The 22,661-nt window shown below is 42.2% G+C and carries 18 protein-coding genes; 4 read left to right on the top strand and 14 right to left on the bottom strand.

The genetic code is table 11. The annotated features are described in order from the left end of the window. Positions 1-19: 19 nt before the first annotated feature. Positions 20-1,384, top strand: a complete 1,365-nt coding sequence (gene hemG, locus HMPREF0659_RS01015; RefSeq protein ID WP_013264204.1) for a protoporphyrinogen oxidase — start codon at positions 20-22, stop codon at positions 1,382-1,384. A gap of 248 nt (positions 1,385-1,632) precedes the next feature. Here hemG and rpsT read toward each other — a convergent pair whose 3' ends face one another. Continuing rightward, positions 1,633-1,887 (bottom strand): 30S ribosomal protein S20, encoded by a 255-nt coding sequence (gene rpsT / locus HMPREF0659_RS01020; protein WP_004358670.1) that lies wholly within the window; start codon positions 1,885-1,887, stop codon positions 1,633-1,635. Positions 1,888-2,097: 210 nt separating this feature from the next. Between rpsT and recO the strand changes: the two genes are divergently transcribed. Both recO and HMPREF0659_RS01030 read left to right on the top strand, forming a co-directional pair. After that, the gene (gene recO, locus HMPREF0659_RS01025) at positions 2,098-2,823 is read left to right on the top strand and encodes a DNA repair protein RecO (protein ID WP_013264575.1); all 726 of its coding nucleotides are present in this window, start codon (positions 2,098-2,100) and stop codon (positions 2,821-2,823) included. A 183-nt stretch (positions 2,824-3,006) separates the two neighbouring features. Next, a complete protein-coding gene (locus HMPREF0659_RS01030; protein WP_013264262.1) occupies positions 3,007-4,053 on the top strand; it encodes a YeiH family protein in 1,047 nt (348 codons plus the stop codon). A gap of 332 nt (positions 4,054-4,385) precedes the next feature. Here HMPREF0659_RS01030 and HMPREF0659_RS13060 read toward each other — a convergent pair whose 3' ends face one another. Further along, positions 4,386-5,513, bottom strand: coding sequence for a leucine-rich repeat domain-containing protein (locus HMPREF0659_RS13060; protein WP_407918602.1), 1,128 nt, complete (start codon positions 5,511-5,513; stop codon positions 4,386-4,388). Positions 5,514-5,958: 445 nt separating this feature from the next. Between HMPREF0659_RS13060 and HMPREF0659_RS01040 the strand changes: the two genes are divergently transcribed. After that, positions 5,959-6,450: a hypothetical protein gene (locus HMPREF0659_RS01040; protein ID WP_013265021.1), complete on the top strand. Its 492-nt coding sequence runs from the start codon at positions 5,959-5,961 to the stop codon at positions 6,448-6,450. A gap of 236 nt (positions 6,451-6,686) precedes the next feature. Here the strand turns inward: HMPREF0659_RS01040 and ftsZ are convergent, their stop codons facing one another. The 12 genes from ftsZ to rsmH all read right to left on the bottom strand — a co-directional run bounded on the left by ftsZ (position 6,687) and on the right by rsmH (position 22,652). Beyond that, positions 6,687-8,015, bottom strand: a complete 1,329-nt coding sequence (gene ftsZ / locus HMPREF0659_RS01045; RefSeq protein ID WP_013264285.1) for a cell division protein FtsZ — start codon at positions 8,013-8,015, stop codon at positions 6,687-6,689. 56 nt (positions 8,016-8,071) lie between these two features. Beyond that, positions 8,072-9,532, bottom strand: coding sequence for a cell division protein FtsA (gene ftsA / locus HMPREF0659_RS01050; protein ID WP_013264578.1), 1,461 nt, complete (start codon positions 9,530-9,532; stop codon positions 8,072-8,074). A gap of 50 nt (positions 9,533-9,582) precedes the next feature. Beyond that, on the bottom strand, positions 9,583-10,521 hold the full coding sequence (locus tag HMPREF0659_RS01055; RefSeq protein WP_013263811.1) for a hypothetical protein: 939 nt from the start codon (positions 10,519-10,521) through the stop codon (positions 9,583-9,585). 42 nt (positions 10,522-10,563) lie between these two features. Next, positions 10,564-11,940, bottom strand: a complete 1,377-nt coding sequence (gene murC, locus HMPREF0659_RS01060; RefSeq protein WP_013264980.1) for a UDP-N-acetylmuramate--L-alanine ligase — start codon at positions 11,938-11,940, stop codon at positions 10,564-10,566. A gap of 89 nt (positions 11,941-12,029) precedes the next feature. Beyond that, positions 12,030-13,136 (bottom strand): undecaprenyldiphospho-muramoylpentapeptide beta-N-acetylglucosaminyltransferase, encoded by a 1,107-nt coding sequence (gene murG / locus HMPREF0659_RS01065; RefSeq protein ID WP_013263962.1) that lies wholly within the window; start codon positions 13,134-13,136, stop codon positions 12,030-12,032. 84 nt (positions 13,137-13,220) lie between these two features. Next, positions 13,221-14,507: an FtsW/RodA/SpoVE family cell cycle protein gene (locus HMPREF0659_RS01070; RefSeq protein ID WP_013264404.1), complete on the bottom strand. Its 1,287-nt coding sequence runs from the start codon at positions 14,505-14,507 to the stop codon at positions 13,221-13,223. A 91-nt stretch (positions 14,508-14,598) separates the two neighbouring features. Next, entirely contained in the window at positions 14,599-15,930 is a 1,332-nt protein-coding gene (murD, locus tag HMPREF0659_RS01075) for a UDP-N-acetylmuramoyl-L-alanine--D-glutamate ligase (protein WP_013264831.1), read from the bottom strand. A gap of 178 nt (positions 15,931-16,108) precedes the next feature. Beyond that, a complete protein-coding gene (locus HMPREF0659_RS01080) occupies positions 16,109-17,380 on the bottom strand; it encodes a phospho-N-acetylmuramoyl-pentapeptide-transferase (RefSeq protein WP_013264846.1) in 1,272 nt (423 codons plus the stop codon). Positions 17,381-17,435: 55 nt separating this feature from the next. After that, positions 17,436-18,893 (bottom strand): UDP-N-acetylmuramoyl-L-alanyl-D-glutamate--2,6-diaminopimelate ligase, encoded by a 1,458-nt coding sequence (locus HMPREF0659_RS01085; RefSeq protein ID WP_013263847.1) that lies wholly within the window; start codon positions 18,891-18,893, stop codon positions 17,436-17,438. A 65-nt stretch (positions 18,894-18,958) separates the two neighbouring features. After that, entirely contained in the window at positions 18,959-21,118 is a 2,160-nt protein-coding gene (locus tag HMPREF0659_RS01090) for a penicillin-binding protein (RefSeq protein WP_013264046.1), read from the bottom strand. A 3-nt stretch (positions 21,119-21,121) separates the two neighbouring features. Beyond that, positions 21,122-21,715: an FtsL-like putative cell division protein gene (locus HMPREF0659_RS01095; protein WP_013264632.1), complete on the bottom strand. Its 594-nt coding sequence runs from the start codon at positions 21,713-21,715 to the stop codon at positions 21,122-21,124. Then, on the bottom strand, positions 21,708-22,652 hold the full coding sequence (rsmH, locus tag HMPREF0659_RS01100) for a 16S rRNA (cytosine(1402)-N(4))-methyltransferase RsmH (RefSeq protein ID WP_013264018.1): 945 nt from the start codon (positions 22,650-22,652) through the stop codon (positions 21,708-21,710). Before rsmH ends, HMPREF0659_RS01095 begins: the two co-directional genes overlap by 8 nt. Positions 22,653-22,661 lie beyond the last annotated feature (9 nt).

Raw genomic sequence — 22,661 nt, forward strand, 5'->3', positions numbered from 1 at the left:
TCTATATAGCATTAATATTATGGAAGAAAGAAAGATAGTTGTCGTTGGTGCTGGTCTTACTGGTCTTACTTGTGCTGCTTATCTACGTCGTAAAGGTCAAGATGCAGTGGTCTTGGAGGCTACCGACCGTATCGGTGGACTTATGCAGACGGAGGAGGTTGACGGCTTTGTGATGGAACAAGGACCAAGTACGGGTACAATTAAATACCCTGAAGTGGCTGAACTCTTCGATATGTTAGGCGATGATTGTACGGTGGAAGTGGCACAGAGTTCTGCTAAATGTCGTTTGATATGGAAGGATGGACGCTTCCATGCCCTACCTTCAGGACTTTGGTCTGCTATCACAACTCCTCTCTTCACGCTGAAAGATAAGTTCCGCATCCTTGGTGAGCCATGGCGTAAGAAGGGAACAGACCCTAACGAGAGTGTGGGAAGCCTTGCTGAACGACGGTTGGGACGGTCTTTTGTTGATTATGCAGTCGATCCTTTCCTCTCTGGTGTGTATGCTGGTAACCCTTATCAACTACCAACTCGCCTTGCTTTGCCTAAACTCTACGACTTAGAACAGCGTTATGGGAGTTTCATTAAAGGGTCTATGGCACTTGCAAAACAACCAAAGACGGACAGGGAAAAACGTGCAACGAAGGCTGTCTTCTCTACCCGTGGAGGTTTCCGTAGCCTTGTTTCTGCATTGGGGAGAGTGATAGGTGATGAGAGAATCCTAACGAATTGTAAAGACCTAAGTATAGAGCCGTTAGAAGATAAGTGGAAACTATCTTGGGGTAAGAATACGATAGTAGCTGAGCAGGTTGTTACAACTTGTCCTGCTTATGCCTTACCAAAGTTGTTGAGCTTCTTGCCTAAGGACCAACTTGACGATTTAAGCAATCTTTATTATGCTCCAGTGATTGAGATAGGAGTAGGAATGAAGAATACGGGGGATGTATATTGGAATGCCTTTGGCGGATTAGTACCGTCAAAAGAAAAACAGAATGTGTTGGGAATTCTTATGCCTTCCGCTTGTTTTCAAGGGCGTTCGCCTAAGGAAGGAGCTAATTATGCATTCTTCATTGGTGGTGCTTGCCATCCTGAATATCTCAATAAGACGGATGAAGAACTGACAGAATTGGTTAATACGTCCCTTCATACGATGTTGGGATATCCCAAAGGTACCCGAGCCGATGTTATTCGTATTTATAGGCACAGTCATGCTATTCCACAATATATGCCCGAAACGGATGCTCGCCTTCGCACTATTGATGCCGTAGAACGTGCTTATCCAAGTTTACATATTATTGGTAATCTGAAAGATGGTATTGGTATGGGCGATAGGATCAAGCAAGCTGTGGATATGGCAGAGAAGATTTATTTAGCTTTATCGTAAATACAGCTGTCTTACACGTAATATTTTTTATTTTAATTTGCTGTCACTTTTAACACTTCTTTTACTCCTCTGTAAACGAATAAGTTAGGTGTTTAGAGTGGATGACAGCAGTGACAGCAAATTGAAAATTACCCCATTTGGTGAAGCACTGTATATACATCAAACAAGTATATATAACATGCAAGAAGCCATAATCCCAATAGGATTACGGCTTTTATTGTTCTTTTCAGCTATGACTGAAAGTATTTTTATCCCAATGCAGCTACGTGCTTGCAGAGAGCAGACTTCAAATTAGCTGCCTTGTTCTGGTGGATAACGTTAGTCTTTGCCAACTTGTCCAACATCTTCTGTACAACAGGGTAGAGCTTAACAGCCTCTTCCTTATCCGTCATGCTACGCAACTTGCGGACAGCGTTACGCATAGTCTTTGCATAATATCTGTTGTGCAAGGTCTTAACCTTGTCCTGACGGATTCTCTTCAATGATGATTTGTGATTTGCCATCTTTGTTTTCTTCTTTTATTTTACTTGTAGTCCCTAGCAGAGTCGAACTGCTCTTTAGAGAATGAAAATCTCTCGTCCTAACCGATAGACGAAGGGACCATAGCTGATTTTGCGGGTGCAAAGGTAGCCCATTTATTTTAATCAACCAAACTTTTTGCTAATAAATTTTCGTAAGAGGCTGTATTTTTGTATTTTTGCATTGTTTTTTATATGATTTTGAAGTCAAAGGCTATTGTTTTGCGTTCTCTGAAGTTCGGTGACTCATTGCTAATAATTGATATGTTTACCGAGTTAGAGGGGCGTATTTCTTTTATAACGCGCATTCCTAAGACGGCAAAAGGGAAGATTAAGAAGCAGTATTTTCAACCGCTGACCTTACTCGACCTTGAATTTGATTACCGTCCGCGAACTTCTTTGCAGCGTATAAAGGAAGTGCGTATCCTTCGTCCTTACGGCTCTATACCTTTTGACCCTGTGAAGTCGGCTATACTTCTCTTCCTTTCTGAATTCCTTTATTATGTCACGCGTGGTGAGCAACAGAACGCCCACCTCTATAATTATATATGTGCGAGTATGGAATGGTTGGATGAGGCTGAACATGATTATGCCAACTTCCACCTTGTCTTTATGATGCGTTTGAGTCGTTTCATAGGTTTCTTCCCTAATCTCGATGCCTATCAGGCGGGTGCTTGTTTTGATCTTCGCAATGCAACCTTCACTGCAAGTGCACCTCTTCATTCTGATTATTTACTCCCTTCAGATGCAGCAGGTATTAATCAGTTGATTCGTATGGACTACGAGAATATGCACCTTTTCCGTCTATCTCGTCACGATCGCAATCGTATTTCTGATATAGTATTGCATTACTATCGAATCCATGTGCCTGATATGCCTGAGCTAAAGAGTTTTCAGGTGATGCGCGAACTGTTTAGTTAATGCGCTTTACGATAGTAATAGTAAATAGTTGTCAGAAGTTTACTTTTGTGTTTTTTCGTAAAAACAAATTCCTCTTATCATAGAAATAAAATGCGATACCCTTTTTATATGTTTCGTTTTTTTATTACTTTTGTGGTCTCGAAGCATGAAAATTCAAACTTTGTCTATATATAAAATAAGTCTATGAAGTTAACAGAACAGCGTAGTAGTATGCTTCATGGTGTACTGCTGATTACTTTGTTTGCCTGTGCAGCGTTCTATATCGGTGATATGGGATGGGTGAAAGCACTTTCGTTGAGTCCGATGGTTGTTGGTATTATCTTGGGTATGCTTTATGCCAACAGTCTTCGCAATAACCTTCCAGATACTTGGGTGCCCGGTATTGCCTTCTGCGGAAAACGTGTTTTGCGCTTTGGAATTATCCTTTATGGTTTTCGTTTGACCTTTCAAGACGTGGTGGCAGTGGGTTTCCCTGCTATCATCGTGGATGCAATTATCGTATGTGGAACGATTCTCTTGGGTGTTTTGGTAGGTAGACTTTTGAAGATGGACCGCAGTATAGCTCTTTTGACAGCTTGTGGAAGTGGTATCTGTGGAGCTGCAGCGGTGTTAGGTGTCGACGGAGCTATTCGTCCGAAGCCTTATAAGACAGCTGTAGCGGTAGCGACGGTGGTAATCTTTGGTACACTTTCAATGTTCCTTTATCCTATTCTTTATCGTGCAGGTGTCTTTGATTTATCACCCGATGCAATGGGAATCTTTGCGGGTTCTACGATTCATGAGGTGGCTCACGTCGTCGGTGCAGGTAATGCGATGGGTGCTGCAGTGAGCAATTCTGCGATTATTGTTAAGATGATTCGTGTGATGATGTTGGTACCTGTGTTATTGGTCATTGCTTTCTTTGTGGCAAAGAATGTTGCTGGGCGAGACGATGAGGCTGGCGGTAGTCGTAAGATAAACATCCCTTGGTTTGCGATTCTCTTCCTTGTGGTCATCGGTTTCAACTCATTGAACTTACTTCCAAAAGAACTTGTCGACTTTATCAATACCCTCGATACCTTCCTGCTTACAATGGCTATGTCTGCACTTGGTGCTGAAACGAGTATTGATAAGTTTAAGAAAGCAGGCTTTAAACCTTTCCTCTTGGCTGCAATTCTATGGTGCTGGCTAATTGGTGGAGGTTATTGCTTGGCAAAATATTTAGTGCCTATGTTGGGTGTTGGGTGTTGAATATGGGTGTTAGGTGTTGAATGGTGGGTGATGATGATGTGTAAATGTTGGCTTGGGTGTTAGGTGTTGAGTACTTATGAAACTTACTGAGACTAAAAAACTCCGTTAATTTTTCGTTACTGATGTAGTACAAAAATATAACGGAGCTTTTATTTATCTTATTATCAGTTAAACCCAAATCAGTTATTAGAATCCTAAACATGTTGTGGTCTAAGGGCAGATTTGAGTTTAAGCCATTACAGTTTCTCTGCGAACTTCTGTTTTAATTCTTTTTTCTCGGAAGAAGATACTATCGTAGGCAGAGGGGAGGCTTCGTAAGCGGGGTGAGGCTATTATTTAATGACCAGCTTTTTGCCATTAACAATATAAACACCCTTAGGCAAGGTATTCATCTCTTCCTTGCTTGCTTTGCTTAGTCGTTTTGTTCCATCTATGGTATAGACATCTACAAGTTCTGTCTTATTATAAACATTGTTTGTAATGCCAGTTGCAGCCTCTATGTATGAGAAATATTTCCATTCATCAGCTACTTTATAAGCATCAATGCTGGCTTGGGGTACTAATAGTTTACATTTACTCTTATTAACGTATTTAAAAGCATTTGTGCCACAAGTAGGTGGTGTGGTAGCCTCACATGAAATATTTGTAAGATTAGAACATCCGTCGAAGGCAGCTTCTTCAATTTTCACTACGTCTTTATGGATTCTTATGCTTTCTAAAGCTCTACAATCCGACAGTAGATCTTTACTGAGTGTAGTTACTGAATTTGGAATATCAATTTGTTTTAGTTTATAACAATAAGAAAAAGCTCCCTTTTCAATAGTTGTAACACTATTTGGAATGTTTATAGACGTTAGTGCTGTGCACGTTGAGAAAGCGCGAACTCCAATAGTTTTAACACTATTTGGAATGTTTATAGACGTTAGTGCTGTACACCCTGAGAAAGCGTAATCTCCAATAATTTTAACACTATTTGGAATGTTTATAGACGTTAGTGCTGTGCAATAACTGAAAGCGTTCATTCTAATAGTTCTGACACTATTTGGAATGTTTATAGACGTTAGTGCTGTGCAATAACTGAAAGTGTTTTCTCTAATAGTTTTGACACTATTTGGAATGTTTATAGACGTTAGTGCTTTGCACGTTGAGAAAGCCCAATCTCCAATAGTTTTAACACTATTTGGAATGTTTATAGACGTTAGTGCTGTGCACCCATAGAAAGCAAAATTTCCAATAGTTGTAACGCCATCATCTATTATAACTTGTTTGACATTTTTATAGCTCCATGGTTTCCCTGCAATGCCCCCAGTATAGTTATCCATTTCACCTGTTCCTGTAATGGTCAATACGCCGTCGTCGGTGAGTTCCCAATCTAGATCAGGTCCACATGTGCCAGTTTTTTGTGCATTGGCTGATAAGCCCATGAGTAGGGTTATCATCAAGAAGTAAAAATGTTTCATACTTAATAATTTTATATAATTAATATTTGATTTCAAGAGTGACTATAAACAAGGCTTAACAGAGGGATGTTTTACATTTTATATGTTTCTTGCCTTCTGCGGTAGCGTATGTTTCTATCAATGGCTTTTCTAAAATTTGAACTCTCAATAACGCACGACAGCATACAGCTGTGTCGTAGATATTCGATACAAAGATAAATAAAAATTATTATAAAATGTTTATTTTCTTTGAAAAGTTGGTGTATAAGTCATCTTGCAAGCTATTTTTATGTTACTTTGTCTCTATGAGTGTTAAGTGTTGGGTGTTGATGAAGTGCGCATTCGAGGGAACATGTTTGTTTTTGGTGTTTGTTTTGGATTGATTAATATTTAGGACTATGTGAGGAGCGTATTTGTGGCGAGTCTACGATACAATCCATAGATATAACATTGTAAATAAGGTAGAATGAAGGAACTATTTAGTAAGGCTAAGTTAGGTAAGTTGCGTTATTACCTTTCGTTGCTATTGATAATGGGATGTAATGTTATCTATCGGAGCTTTCTGGTGGTGTCATATTACGATATTGGACTCTTTATTGTTGTTACGGTTGTGGCAGTCCTATATGATAAGTTGATAGCACCGAAGGGCTTTGATGCTATAGTTAATAACGCATGTATTTGTTGGACAGTAGTTGGGCTCACTCTGATGTTAAGGTCGTATTATCTGCCAGAAAAGATTTATAAGGTACCATTAAATGGCTTTTCAACTGTTAGAGTAGATCATATTTCTTTTAGATTTAAGGGGAGAGTTTTTGAGCGTTCTTTCTCACTTTCAGACTATGACCTTTCTGATAGTTGTAAGCAATATGATGTGGAACTGTATCTAAAAGAGCCAGTCCCAACGGTCTATTATATTTCTGGAATGAGCCTTTGTAAGAAAGAAAACGTGTCTAAATAGTAGAAGTCTTGCCGTTTTCTATGAGTGTGCGAAGGCTTAGCACGTTATGTGCGGACGCCTAACACATGTGGTGCGGAGGCTTAATAAGAACGCATATAAGGGTAAAGCGACTTATAGAAAGACTGCCTTTTCCCCAAAGGGAAGGGGTTATTCTTCTTATAATGGAGATGGTTGATGAATCAAAAAAGGCTGAACTTCTTTCGGAGTCCAGCCTTTTCTTATGATTGATATAACTATTATACGAAGCTAATAACGCCTTCGACAGCACCTTCTTTGTTTTCGTTATCTTCATTATCTTGCTCAGGATTACTGATGCGCTTGATGTCCTTAATCATCTGTTTAGTACGCTTGTAGGTTGGTGTGTTCTCTACAGCAAGGATAACATCCTCGTTGTCGAGCTCATCCGCAGTAAAGCGATAGATGTGTGGACGATGCTTGTATTGTGAGCTGTTGTTGTCCTTATAGAAACGATCACGACGGTCACGACGCTCTGCAGCCTTCTCCTCTTCCTCTGCCTGACGTGCTGCATCCTCTTGTGTCTGCTTCTTGATATGGCTACCCATACCGTCAACATCCTCGATACCGAAGCCCGTTGCAAGGATAGTAACCTTAACCTTTTTGTCGAGTTCAGGGTCAATAGCAAGTCCCCATTTCAACTCGAAGTCTGCGCTGAAGTGGTTCATGAATTCTGTCACATCGCCCATTTCCTCCATTGTCAGACCAGGGTTGTCCTTGTCGTCAGTGTTGAAGTTGATAGAGAGCAGAATCTTCTTAGACTTATAGACATCGTTGTCGTTAAGCAGTGGTGAGTTGAGTGCATCCTCAATAGCCTGCTTCACACGGCCTTCACCCTCACCGTAACCGGTAGACATGATAGCTACACCGCCATCTTTGAGGACTGTCTTAACATCGTTGAAGTCGAGGTTCATAATACCATGAACGGTGATAATCTCTGCAATACTCTTGGCAGCCACACTCAGTGTGTCGTCAGCCTTGCGGAAACCATTGAGCAAACTCAGTTCAGGATAAATCTCGCGGAGACGTTCGTTGTTGATAACGAGTAGCGCATCGACGTGCTTTGCCATCTCTTCAACGCCATCCAACGCCTGATCTATCTTCTTAGCACCCTCGAAACGGAATGGAATGGTAACGATACCCACGGTGAGAATACCCAATTCCTTGCTGACACGTGCGATGACTGGTGCTGCACCAGTACCCGTACCACCACCCATACCAGCGGTGATAAATGCCATCTTCGTACCATCGTTGAGCATACGCTTGATATCCTCGCTTGTCTCTTCTGCAGCCTGACGTGCACGTTCAGGACGGTTTCCAGCACCTAATCCTTCCTTACCCAATTGCAGATGAACAGGAACAGGAGAGTCGTTGAGTGCCTGCGCATCCGTGTTACAGAGTACGAAGGTCACATCGTGGATACCTTCTCTGTACATGTGGTTTACGGCGTTACCACCACCACCACCGACACCAATGACCTTGATGATGCTATCAGCTACATCGCCGTCACCGAAGTCTAATATATCCATTTTATTATTGTTGTCTGCCATAACAGTATGTTGTCTATGTTTATTTCCTATATTCTTTTTCTGTGTGAGCTGTTGGATTATTCTTCATCCTCACTCATAATGGTTTTTCCGAAATCTTTCACCTTACGTGAGAATTTGTTCCAGAAGCTATTGCGACGCTTCTCCTCTTCGAGTTCGCGCTCTCTTGCTTCCTCTTCCTCACGCAGCTTGCGCTCTTCCTCTTCACGCTTACGACGTTCAGCTTCAGCCTTCTTCTTCTCTTCAGGTGTTGGAACAATACCTTGTCCCTGTCTTGTTGTAGATGATGGCGTATAAGGTTGCTGCTGTTGGTCAATAGGAGTTGCTACAGCAATGTCTTCGTTGTTGAAGAGATTGCTCTGTGCAGGGTTGTATTCTGGTCCAGCACAGTTCATTTCTCCCTTGATAAGCAAACCGAGAATTGTGTTCATATCACCATTCTTAGCTGTGATATCAGCATTGCTTGAAGCGATGGTATGTGTGACGAAGTTTGCTTTGCGAATCTTGTCAATATGTGTGGTATTACGAATACAGCGTTCAATGTTCTTCAAGTTCATACCGCCACCAGTGAGAATGATACCGCCAAGGAGTTTGTCGGCATAGTCAGATGGTACCTGGCACCATATATTCTCAACGATTTCGCCAATACGTGCCTCAACGATTTCAATGAATTTACGGCTCTCTACGGTACGTTCTGAGTCGATAGAGTATTTTAATGTATTGTCGATATCGTTATTTTCAGTGAAAGCAGAACCATACTTAAGCTTCATTGCCTCAGCATCCTTTTCTTCCATCTGTAGGCTGGCAATGTCCTTTGTAATATTGTTACCACCCAATGGAATAACAGCCAAGTGACGGAGAATGTTCTTGTAGTATACAGAAACTGTTGTTGTGTCAGCACCGAAGTCAACCAATACACAACCTCCACGTTTCTCAGCCTCGCTCAATACGGCATCAGCCAAAGCCAAAGGTGCAAGGTACATCTCGGCAATAGAGATGCCAGACTTCTCAAAGCAGTTGTTGAGGTTATCATAGAAAGCCTTGCGCCAAAGGATATTAAGGAAGTTACCCTCCAAGCGGGTGGCTTTGATACCGACTGGGTCGAGAACAAACTGGTTGTCAACCTTATACTCCTGTGTGGCAGCATCGAGAATCTCCTGGTCAGGATAAGTCATATTGCGGTTGGCATCCATTAACTCATTAATCATATCTGAGGTAATGATGGTATCAGTAGGCAGATCCTTTACGATAACGTTGCGAACGCTTCGTATAGACTGTCCTCCCACGCCTACATAGACCTGAGAAATCTCATACTTCAGTTGTTTTCTTAGTTTGTTGATGATGCCAGTGAGGCACTGTCCGGTCTTGTCGATGTTGTAAACGACACCCTTGCGAATACACTGTGTAGCGTCTTCCTTTACAACAGCAAGCACGGAGATACTGCCGTCAAGATTCTTTTTGCCAGCGATTCCCGTAATCTTTGATGAGCCTAATTCAATGGCTACTATGAACTCTGCCATATTCGTTAAGTATTATGTTCCTTATTTTATATTCTCTAAAATGATATTTTTTATTCCGTAAGTCCTGCTGAGGCATCTTCTTGCCGTTTCACTTCCTTACGGGCTTTATCTCTTTCCTCCTCTTCTGTACGTTGTACGTCTTCTACTTGTTCAGACTGAGCCTTCTTAAGCAATGCATCCTCTTCTTCTTTCTCAGCTTTCTCATCACGTTTCTTACAGATGATTTGGTTGTCGAATTCTATGTCGATGTAAGAGTATTTGTTCCAACCAGCCTGTGAAAGACCATATCGATAGAACTTCTCTAAGCGTGACAACTTCTTTTTAACGAAGATATTTATATCATGCTTACGCTTCCATGGACCATTGTTTTTAGGCAAGTAACCCATGAAGATGATATGATTACCGACACGTGGTACTAACTCGATGCCTCTGTCTGGTAAGACATTAATCTGCTCTATTTGGTTCAGCCATAGTGGTTCAGCACTGATAGCCTTGGCAAGAGGAGCAATATAAAGGCGTGCAAAGTTATTATCTATATTGCCAGTCGCAATGATCAAGTCACTGGTGTACTTAGAGTTCGGAAGTATTCCCCCATTATCATCAAGATAGTAATCAGCTCCATTGCTACTCTTAATGCGGATAATTGGCATACGTTGAGTAATATAGATGTTGACGTGTCCATCTTTTGTTTTGTAGCATTGGGCTGTATTGATGAATGGTCCCACTTTTAATGCCTCCTCAATGTTGCGCGGATTGATGTCAGTTATCTTCTTATTGAGGGGATAGAGGTGTACCTTCTCTAATATTTGTTTGATTTCTGTTGCGGTAAGAAAGCCAGCATTGTTAGAGTCAGATATGTTGATATTCACTTTGGTACATAGCTGTTTGCTCTCATCGGGCTTGTTCCATGAGGTAACTGCCATGATGAGATAAATAGCCAGTACAATGTCCAGCGCAGTGATAATTATCTTTTTCCACTTAATGTGCATATCTTCTCTCTTTTACTTTAAGAGTTTTTGCTTTCTTTCTTCTTATTTCTCGTTGAGTATCTTTGCAATTTCTGGGACATAATTGTCGAGATTACCGGCACCCAAAACAACCAAAACGTCAAAGTTTCTTGACTTTACAAAGTCGAGAACATCGTCCTTTTTAATCATCTGTTTCTTAACATTAGGACTGAGGTTGTCATAGATGAGTTCGCTTGTTACACCTGGGATTGGTTCTTCGCGAGCAGGATAAATCTCTGTCAATACCACTTCATCGAAATGACTGAGTGCCTCTGCAAACTCCTTATAGAAGTCACGTGTTCGAGTGTAAAGGTGTGGTTGGAAGATTGCAGTAACCTTCTTGTCAGCATAGAGTTCCTTAAGACTCTTTGCGCTCTGCAGAATCTCCTTTGGATGATGCGCATAGTCTGAGAGGAAGACGTGGCGGTTATCCTTTATCTTGAAGTCGAAACGACGATCAACACCACCATATGTCTTCATTCCATTGCGTAATTCTTCTGCCGTACAGCCATTGAGTTGAGCCATAGCCATTGCGGAGATACCGTTTTCAATGTTGATAGGTATAGGTTGTCCAAGCTCAATATCCTTTATATTTTCAATAGGAGAAACGAAGTCAAAGGTGATTGTTCCGTTTGCAATTCGTATATTCTCAGCGTGGAAGTCGCCTTCGTCACGGCTGTATTCATAGATTCTAACACCTTCTTGTACGTTTGGTTTCATCTCTAATCCTTTGCGGATAATGAGTGCACCTCCCTTTTGAATGAGTTCTGTATAGTGTCGGAAACTCTCAAGGTAAGCCTCTTTTGTACCATAAATATCCAAGTGGTCAGGGTCTGTTGAGGTGATAACGCTCATCCAAGGACGCAACCAATGGAAAGAACGGTCGAACTCGTCTGCCTCAATCACAACAAAGTCGCTATGGTCAGAGAGGATATAATTAGTGCCATAGTTCTTGGAAATACCACCAAGGAAGGCGTTACAGTCCAAATGACTTTGGTGCATAAGGTGTGCACACATACAGGAAGTCGTTGTCTTTCCATGTGTTCCAGCAAAGCAAAGACCCTTATGTGTTCGGGTGAGTGTGCCGAGAACCTGTGCACGTTTCTGAATCTCAAAGCCATTCTCACGGAAGTAAACCAGCTCAGCGTGGTTAGAAGGGATGGCAGGTGTGTAGATTACCAACGTTGATGCTGGTTCTTTGCACGCTGCAGGGATGAGTTGAACATTCTCCTCATAATGAATGTCCATTCCTTCTTTCTCCAAAGTGTGGGTAAGTTCAGATGGAGTTTTATCATAACCTGCAACTATCAATCCTTTATGAAGGAAATAACGGGCAATAGCACTCATACCGATGCCACCTGCACCTACGAAGTAAACTGATTTAATATCTTTGAGTTCCATGTGTTATATATTCTTTTTCTTTCTTTTGTTTGGGGATAGAACAGCGTTCTACGATGGTTTCTTTAAACCCTATCTATTGGAAGATAGCTTTATCCCTTAATGAGTTTGATAACCTCGTCAGCAATAATCTCTGCGGAGTTCTTCAGCCCCATCTTCTTAACATTCTCACTAAGACTTGCCAACTTCTCATCATTCGTGATGGTATCGAGTGCAAGTTTTATCAAAGTGTCAGGTGCATCAACGTCCTTTACGCAGAGTGCAGCATCTTTATTGACCAATGCCATCGCATTCTTTGTCTGATGATCTTCTGCCACGTTTGGACTTGGTACCAAGATAACAGGCTTTCCGATAAGCTGGAATTCACTGATAGAACTTGCGCCAGCACGACTGATAACAAGGTCAGCAGCCTTATATGCAGCACCCATATCACTGATAAAGTCCATTATCTTTAGGTTTGGAAGTTCCTTACCCTTCATCGAATCCAATATCTGTTGATGATAGAACTTACCCGTTTGCCATATGAATTGAACGCCTGATTGCTTGATGAGATCAAGGTGCTCAATGACTGAGCGATTGATAGTTCTTGCTCCAAGGCTACCACCAACGAGGAGAATCGTTTTCTTGTTAGGGTCAAGACCGAAACTCTCACGTGATTCTTCAATAGAGAGTGGGGTAGAGAGGACGTTCTGACGAACAGGGTTACCCGTCATGATAATCTTATCAGCAGGGAAGAAACGGTCCATACCTTCGTAAGCAACACAAATCTTCTTCACACGCTTAGACAATAGTTTGTTGGTAACACCAGCATAAGAATTCTGCTCTTGGATAAGACATGGGATGCCCATCTTTGCACACTCATAGAGCGTTGCACCACTGGCATAACCACCAACACCCACAGCAACCTGTGGCTTAAAGTCTTTTATTATCTGGCGAGCCATGCGAAGACTCTTCCAAAGTTTGCAAAGTACTTCAATGTTCTTTAGCTTATTAGCACGGTCGAAACCTTTGATAGGTAGGCCTTTTATCTCATAACCAGCAGCAGGAACACGTTGCATCTCCATACGTCCATCAGCACCCACAAAGAGAATCTTCGCCTCTGGGTGTTTTGCCTTAATGGCATTAGCAATAGATACTGCAGGGAAAATATGTCCTCCCGTGCCGCCACCGCTGATGATAATTCTTAATTCTTCGTCCATTTGCATCTTCTTTATAACCTACAAAGGTAATCATTTTTTTTATCTTCTTTCAACTTTCACATTCTTTTTAGCCTTCTCTACAGATTAGACTATTGCATGTGAAACTTTCTCAGAAGGTTTCTTTTCTTCTTTCTTTTTCTTTGCCGAACGGCTTACACTGAGTATTACGCCTATGTAGACGCAATTAATGATAGTTGAAGTACCACCCTTACTGATAAGAGGAAGTGGCTGTCCTGTTACTGGTGCCAATCCTACAGCTACTAACATATTGAATAACGCCTGTGTAACCAGGAGGAAAGCGATACCCATAGCGAGAAAAGCAGGGAAAGAATTTTCACACCGGTTGGCTATAATTCCAGTTCTGAACAGAAGGATAATATATAGGAGTGCCACAAAGATGGCTCCTTCGATACCTCCTTCTTCAATGATAATCGCATAGATAAAGTCGGAGAAGGCTTGCGAAAGAAAGTCTCTTTCATTAGAGTTTCCTGGTCCTTTACCAACGACGTCTGATGAAGCGATGGCTATGTTTGCATGTGCCACCTGCGCATCTTTATCTAAGTCGTAATCTTTTGGTGCAACATATTCGTTACTAAAGAATTTCTTGACACGTGCCTTCCATGTGTCAGCGCGGTGGAGAATTTTACCAATGAATCCGGGTGATTCCTCTTGCTGTGCAGCTACCGTCTGTTCTGTAAGGTTTTGTTTGGCAGATAATTCGTCCTCAGCTTTCTTGTCATCACCCACAAGCATCACCATAGATAGGACGAAAACTCCAAGTAAGACGATGAAACCGATCAAACGACCTAACTGATTAAAAGGAACTCTTCCCACAAACATCATCAATACTACGGTCAAACCAATGAGCATAGCTGTGGAAAGATTCTCACCAAGAATCAGGAGAATAATACCACCAGATAGCCACATGATATATTTAAAGGCTTTTCGATCTGCTCCATGTTCGGTTTGCATTGCACTAAGTATCTGTGCAATGGCTAATACCAAAGCACCCTTGCCTAATTCGGAAGGTTGGAATTGTATACCTGCAAAACTAATCCATCGGCTTGCTCCATTCGTACTTTGTCCTGCTACGAGTACCCATATAAGCATTAGTATGGACATGCCCAGTACAATCGGTGTGATAAGTTTGAAGTAACGGCATTTAATATTTAATACAACCACCATCAAAGCAATGCCAACAACAAGGATGCTGCAATGGTAGATGATAGGGCTCCAGTAGTTACCTCCTGTGTACGACAGTGAACTTGAGGCTGAATATACCTCAATGATACTGATGATACATAGGAAGAAGAAGACCATCCAAATAACCTTGTCTCCTTTGAATATGTTACTGAGAGATTTATTCTTCATTATTTTTTGTTCCTTATGGGATTTATTAGCCCAATTAGTCTTGTTGGCCCAATTTAGTCTTATTAGCCCAATTAGCCAGATAAGTCTTTTCCTACAATGCTCTTACATAGCTCTTGAACTGCTCGCCACGGTCTTCCATATTCTTAAAAAGATCGAAGCTTGCACAGCATGGGCTTAGGAGAACTGTGTCACCAGGCTTTGCTAACTCTGCACAAGCTGCAACACAATCCTTCATGGAATGGGTGTCGCGGATAGGAAGACCAAGGTCGTCGAAGTTGTCATGTAGCTTCTTATTGTCAGCTCCAAGGTAGACAATTCCAGCACACTTCTGCTTAACTAAGTCCTTAATGCTGTTATAGTCATTTCCCTTATCCTTGCCACCAATAATCAAGATTGTTGGTGTGCGCATGCTTTCAAGTGCATACCAACAAGCGTCAACATTGGTAGCCTTAGAGTCGTTGATGTATTGTACGCCAGCAACCTTACATACCTTTTCCAATCTATGTTCAACGCCAGGGAAGTCGCTCAGACTCTTACGGATGTTTTCTTTCTTAATACCGCTAATGTCTGAGGCAATACCTGCTGCCAAAGAGTTGTAGATGTTGTGACGTCCTGTGAGCGAAAGGTCTTCCTGTTCCATGTTGAATGGCTCAGGCTGTTCAATCGTATACTGTCCTTCTTCAATGTAACCGATACTGCCTTTCTCCTTTAATTCAGAGAATGGATAGCATACGGCATGTACATCAAACTTCTCGAGTTCCTTCTTGATGACAGGGTCATCGTTCCAGTAAATGAAGCTATCCTCCTTGGTTTGATTCTGAATGATACGCATCTTAGCGTCTGCGTAGTTCTCAAACTTGTAGTCATAGCGGTCCAAGTGGTCAGGGGTGATATTGAGAAGGATGGCAATATTGGCACGGAAGTCATACATATTGTCCAACTGGAAGCTGCTCAACTCAATGATATAATACTCATGTGGGTCTTCTGCTACTTGCAGTGCAAGACTGTTACCAATGTTACCAGCCAAACCAGCGTCGTAACCAGCATCTTTGAAGATATGATAGATGAGGCTCGTTGTTGTGGTCTTTCCATTACTTCCAGTAATACATATCATCTTAGAGTTGGTGTATCGACCAGCAAATTCTATTTCACTAATGATATGTGTACCCTGTGCGATAAGTTTCTGAACCATAGGAGCTTCTTTAGGAATACCAGGACTCTTGATGATTTCATCAGCATTGAGAATCTTCTCTTCTGTGTGTTGTCCCTCTTCCCATTCTATACCACGGTCATCAAGCATCTTCTTATACTTGTCCTTAATGGCTGACATGTCAGAAACAAAGACATCGAAGCCTTCTTTCTTTGCCAATACTGCTGCGCCGGCACCACTTTCACCGGCACCAAGTATTACTATTCTTTTCATATATCTTTCCTTTCCTTACTCTTGCTTATGTAATGTTTTTGTTTGCTGGCTGCTTACCTCTCTTCGAGTAAACGGTTACTTGCCTCTTGGGTAGTGGTCAGCTGTGTGGTGTTTCGTATGAACACCAATTGTGCGAACGCCCCGCACATATCGTGCTAAGGCTTCGCACGCCTCGTGTTTATCTTATCTTCAGTGTGATGATAGTCATTGCAGCGAGGATGATAGTCACGATGATGAAGCGTAGTGTAATCTTACTCTCATGCACTGCACTATGTGGTTTCTTCAAGAGATACTTACACTCTGGATCGAGTTGGCTATCTTGTGTACGGAAGTTGTCGTGTATTGGTGTGCGCTTAAAGATACGCTGTTTAACACCTTTACGCTTTCCTAACTTGTAGTACCAAACCTGTACGATAACACTTAAGCTCTCAACAAAGAATACGCCACAGAGAATAGGGAGCATCAACTCCTTGTGAATGATGATTGCACCTACTGCTATGATACCTCCGATGGTAAGACTTCCCGTGTCACCCATGAACACTTGTGCAGGATAAGCATTGTACCAAAGGAAGCCTATCAATGCTCCAATGAATGCCATGAAGAACACTACTAACTCTTCCGAGCCTGGAATGTACATAATGTTGAGGTAGGCTGCGTATTGTATATGGCTACTTACGTAGGCTAATATACCCAATACGACACCTATGATGGCGGAGTTTCCTGCGCACATACCATCCATTCCGTCGTTAAGGTTTGCACCGTTAGAGACGGCAGTGACAACAAAGATAGTCATAAGCACGAAGAGAATCCAGCCACCTGCATTCTTATACTCGCCTAAAAAGCCTACTATCTCTGAATAATCCAGATTATGCAGTTTGACAAATGGAATGGTTGTTTTCAATGTCTTTTCGGCTTGTGCCTCATGTTTTATAACAATTTCTTTACCATTCTGGTTTGCAACCTCAAGGTTCATGTTTGATTTAACGTCAGGAGAAGCCCAAAGTGTTAAGCCAACGATGAGTCCGATGGTTACTTGTCCGATAATTTTATATTTACCCTTCAGTCCTTCCTTGTCGTGCTTGAATATCTTTATGAAGTCATCCATACCACCGAGGAAACCCAACCAAATGGTTGTGACAATCATCAAGAGCAGATAGATATTACGTAATCTACCTAACAAGACGACAGGAATCAAGAGTGCAACGATGATGATAATACCACCCATTGATGGTACACCAATCTTTTTGACACCAAATGGGTCAATCTGTGCATCTCGTTGTACCTCTGTAATCTGCTTCTTCTTGAGGTATTTAATGAAGCGTTCTCCGAACCATGCAGAGATAATCAGTGCTAATATCATTGCCAAGATAGAACGGAAACTGATGTAGCCCCAAAGGTGAGAACCACTGATACCGAACTGGTCAAGCCAACGGAAGAGATAGTATAACATTTTATTTCTCTTTTATGTTGTTCTTACGATAGACGATAGGGTCTCTATTTTAGAATTACTTAATACCGAAGATTTCACGGATAACCTCGTGGTCATCGAAATGATGCTTCACACCATTTATCTCTTGGTAGTTCTCATGTCCCTTACCTGCAACAAGAATAACGTCACCTTTCTGTGCCATCATGGCTGCAGTGCGAATTGCTTCCTTACGATCAGTAATCGTGAGAACCTTCTTGCGCTGTGTAGTGTCAAGTCCTGCAAGCATATCATCGATAATAGCCTGTGGCTCTTCGTCGCGTGGATTGTCACTTGTAAGGATGACAGTGTCACTTTGTTTAACAGCCTCTTGAGCCATTAATGGACGCTTTCCCTTGTCACGATGTCCGCCTGCACCGCAGACAGTAATGACATGTCCGCCCTTACCATCAAGTACATCGTGAATAGCACTGAGGACATTCTCCAATGCGTCTGGTGTATGGGCATAGTCAACAACAGCAGTGTAGCCTTCTGGTGATTGGATAGGTTCTAATCGTCCGTTAACACTCTTGAGTGTGCTCATTGCTATTAGGACATCCTCTGGCTTCTTACCTAACATGATGGCAGCGCCATATACTGCAAGCAGATTGCTCACATTGAACTTACCAATGAACTGTACGCCAACCTCTTTGCCGTCAACTTCAAGGTACATTCCTTCAAAGTGGCATTCAAGAATCTTTGCACGGAAGTCTGCCATTCGTTTGATAGAATAGGTCTTGACTGTTGCCTTTGTGTTCTGAACCATAATCATTCCGTTCTTGTCATCGGCATTGGTAATGGCAAAAGCGGTCTTAGGTAATCCGTCGAAGAACATCTTCTTGGCATTGCGATAGTTCTCGAAAGTCTTATGGTAGTCGAGATGGTCACGTGTAAGGTTGGTGAAGATGCCTCCTACAAACTCTAAACCACCTATACGATGCTGATGGATAGCATGGCTGGAACACTCCATGAACGCATATTCGCAGCCTGCCTCAACCATCTTGGCAAGTAGACAGTTAAGTTCTATTGGGTCTGGAGTAGTGTGACTTGCAGGAACTTCCTCATCATTAATATAGTTACATACGGTAGAGAGTAAGCCTACCTTATGACCGAACTCACGGAACATTCTATATAATAAGGTGGCAATGGTTGTCTTACCGTTCGTTCCAGTTACACCAACCAACTTTAGTTTGCGTGATGGTTCTCCATAGAACATTGTGGCAACCTTTCCTGCTTCTTCCTCAGTTGATGCTACCTGAATGTATGTTACCTTTTCATTCAGTTCCTCAGGCATATCTTCAAGTAGAATTGCTACGGCTCCTAACTCAATAGCTTTGCTAATGAATTTATGTCCGTCTACCTGTGTTCCTTTCATTGCGATGAACAAGTGGCCGTTCTCTATCTTACGACTATCAATGTTCACTCCTTTAATCTCAACGTCAATATTGCCTTGGCTGGCAATAACCTTAACGTTTTTGAGTAATTCGCTTAACTTCATATCTTTGTTCTTTTCTTATTCTTTATGATTGTAATCGAAGTGTTCTGCCTTTGTGAAGTGAATGTTTATCCCATTCTTAATTCACATTTCATGCCCTTCTTAACCTTCTCGCCCGGTGCAACGCTTTGTTTAATAACACGACCTCTACCGGTAAGTATTACTTTAATACCAAGTTTCTCCATCAAGTAAACAGCGTCGCGAGCACCCATGCCATGGACGTCAGGGACTATGTTGGCTTTTGGTGTTTGCTCCTTTTGGAAGGTCAATGACTTTCCTTTTATGGTGGTAGTTCCCCATATAGGATTACCAAATGGGTAAGCACCGTTCCAACCATTCGTTATTTGGAAGCCGAGAGAATTCAACACATAGTCTGTTGCAAGCAGGTTGCCTGTCTTTGCTGTAGGGATTGTTACAGATGAAGCATCGTGTGCATCAGTAACATTCAGCTTCAGACTTTGTGCCATAATGCCTTCCGCAATGTGGTGGAATACAACACCACTCATGCCACCTCCGGATGCTGGAAGTCCTGTCTTCTGTATGCAGACAATACAACTGTAACGTGGTTTGTCGGCAGGGAAGAAGCCTGCAAAGCTGAGGAGATAGTTTGTTCCACCAGTCTTATAACCCAAGGCTCCCTTTGACATCTGGGCAGTACCAGTCTTACCTGCAACGAGGAATTTGTCAGAGCCAGCCTTCTTACCCAAGCCTTCAGAAACAACTTCCGTCAGAATGCGTGTAATATTCTTGATGGTACTTTCCTTTGCAATACGCTCTTTTAATACCTTTGGCGGATTGTTATAGATGACTTCGCCATTTTTTACAATCTGTTTTACAAATCGTGGCTGCATTAGCTTACCACCATTGGCAATCGCATTATAGAAGGTAAGAGTCGATATTGGTGGTATCTGTGTCTCATAACCAATACTCATCCATGGCAAAGCTGTGGCACTCCAGTTGTCATACTGACCATGACTATTCTTATGTGGCATGCGGATTCGTGCTGGTGAATAGCCTACAATAGGGACATGGAAATCGGTTGCAAGACCTAAGTCGTAGATACCTTGAACGAATTTCTCTGGGTTCTTGTGATAGTGCATGTCAATGATACGACTGACACCGATGTTTGAACTGTATTTCAAAGTCCATGGTAGCGTCAGCGTTCCATATCCTCCACGTGTCCAGTTGTGGTCCTTCATGTCTCGTCCGTACATATTCCATACACCCGGTCCAGTCTGAACGGTGTACATAGTATCAACGAGTCCATCATCAAGGACGGTCATAATAGAGGCTGTCTTAAAGACAGAACCAGGCTCAAGCAAGTCACTTACGGCATGATTTTTAACCTCTCTATATTCGCCATCACTACATTTATCTAAGTTGACAATAGCCTTCACGTCACCAGTTGCGACTTCCATCACAATAGCAACACCTACGTTACCATTTACATTAGGGTCTTTCAGCTCGTCTAATAAGGCACGCTCTGCTAAGTCTTGCATGCTGACGTCAATGGTAGTTATGATGTCGGCACCATCAATTGGTGCTGTATCCGTGATATCAAGGAACTTGTTACGAACCTTACGACGGTGGATGATACCATTTGTACCACGCAGAATAGAGTCGTATGAAAGTTCTAATCCACAGCGAGCTGTATCTTTTGCACCGAACATATCGCCTATCGTACGTTGAGCGAGTGAGCCAAACGGGCGACGACGTGCGTTAAACTCATCCCAGTGGAATCCACTCTTATATTTAGAAAGGTGGAAAATAGGGAGGCTCTGTATCTCTTTAAATGTGTTATAGTCTATGCGCTCGTTCCATATTGCCCAATGCTTACTCTCCTTGTGGTAGCCTTCCATGAGGTACTTCTTGAAGTAGGCTGCTGATTTCTCAGGGAAGATGTTATTCAATCCCTTGCTGATATAGTTGATGCTATCGACAAACGCTGTGTCGTTTCCAGCAGCTTTGAGTGCGTTGAAGTCCATGTAAACCTTAAATTCAGGTAATGAACTTGCCATAAGTTGCCCATTACAGCTTAGGATATTACCTCTGGTAGGCTTTACTGTGACGCTGTCTTTCTTTTGAGAAGCAGCAACTTCCAGCCAGTAGGTTCTACCTGCAGTCATGGTGTAGATAGTCTTACCAATAACAGCTACAGCTACAAGCGACATGATGATCGCTATAACGCTGTAGCGAGGCATTACTTTGCTATTATCAAACTTACTCATATCCTATTTCTCGGGTACATCTATAATATAAGGTGGACGGTCAGACATTTTCAGTACACTGTCCTTTCTTGTTTTCAATATCTCAAGTATATGGCTCTCACGTGTCTTCTCTGTGAGTTGACTACTACTTGAAAGTGCACGATACTTAGCGTCCTCTAACTCTTTTTGCAACTTATCAATCTCAATAAGGTACTTCTGTACACTGTATCGATTTGATATGTAGACGATAGTGAAAATCACAGCGGTGATAATCAACCAGATGTTATTACGTAGGAGTCGTGTAGAGAGGATGTCACCTCCAAGAATCTTTCTTAGTGTGAAGTTTGATGATTGTGGTTGCTCATCTTCGCGTGCTTGCTCCTCAATGGCAGCTTTAATCTTTTCTACTTCAACCTCTTCTTCTATTCTTTTTTCTTCCTCCTCCGTTAGTGGTGTTGCTACCTCGTTATTCGCAGTAGCTTCTTGTTGATCTTCTATAGTCTCTGCCTTAACGAGTGGCTCTGTGACGTTTATGCTCTCTTCAGTGAAAGCAGTCTGATCTTCTGTGAGAGGATGCTCCGTCAGCGTTGGATTCTTCTTGTCGTTCTCGTCATTCATTTGCTTTCTTTTCTGCTATTCTTAGTTTTGCACTTCGGCTTCGTGGGTTGCGTTCTTGTTCGTCGTTACTTGCAGTGATAACTTTGTTATTGACTAATCGGAATGGCGTTTCTATTCGTCCGAAGAAGTCTTGTTTCACTTTACCCTCTATATTTCCTGACTTCATAATGTTCTTTACCATTCTATCCTCTAAGGAGTGGTAGGTAATAACCGATAGTCTACCGCCAGGGCGAAGCAGTTCGGTTGCTGCCATAAGCATTTCCTTCAAGGCATCCATCTCGTGGTTTACTTCGATGCGAAGGGCTTGAAACATTTTTGCCATGTCTTTCTTTTCGCGTGCCCGCTGAAAGAAAGGTTCGATGGTTGTCAGTAAGTCGTTCGTTGTTTTATATGTTTTCTGTCCTCTTGCCTTAACGATGGCTGAGGCGATGCGGCGCGACTGCTTCAGTTCTCCGTAGAGGTAGAGTATGTCTGCCAATCGTTCTTCATCGTAGTCGTTGAGAATGTCGGCAGCTGTTATTCCTGCTCGTTTGTTCATTCTCATGTCGAGTGGAGCTTCGAAGCGGAAAGAAAACCCACGTGTCTCATCATCAAAGTGATGGCTGCTAACACCAAGGTCGGCAAGTAGTCCGTCTATGTATCCTACGTCATAATACCGCATCCAGTTCTTCAGGTATCTGAAGTTGGAGCGAACAAAGGTGAAGCGGTCTACCTGTTCATCGCTTAAGCCCATGTTGTCAATATTCTGTTCGGCATCAGCATCTTGGTCGAAGCTGTAAAGATGACTGTCCTCTGCTAAGCGAGAAAGAATCTCTCGGCTATGACCTCCACCTCCGAAAGTTACATCCACGTAGACTCCGTTGGCATGTAGGTTCAATCCTTCTATGCTTTCGTTGAGGAGTACTGGGATATGATAACATTCTGCAGTCTTAATCATGCTGTTGAT

This window comes from Prevotella melaninogenica ATCC 25845 (genome assembly GCF_000144405.1).
Lineage (GTDB): Bacteria > Bacteroidota > Bacteroidia > Bacteroidales > Bacteroidaceae > Prevotella > Prevotella melaninogenica.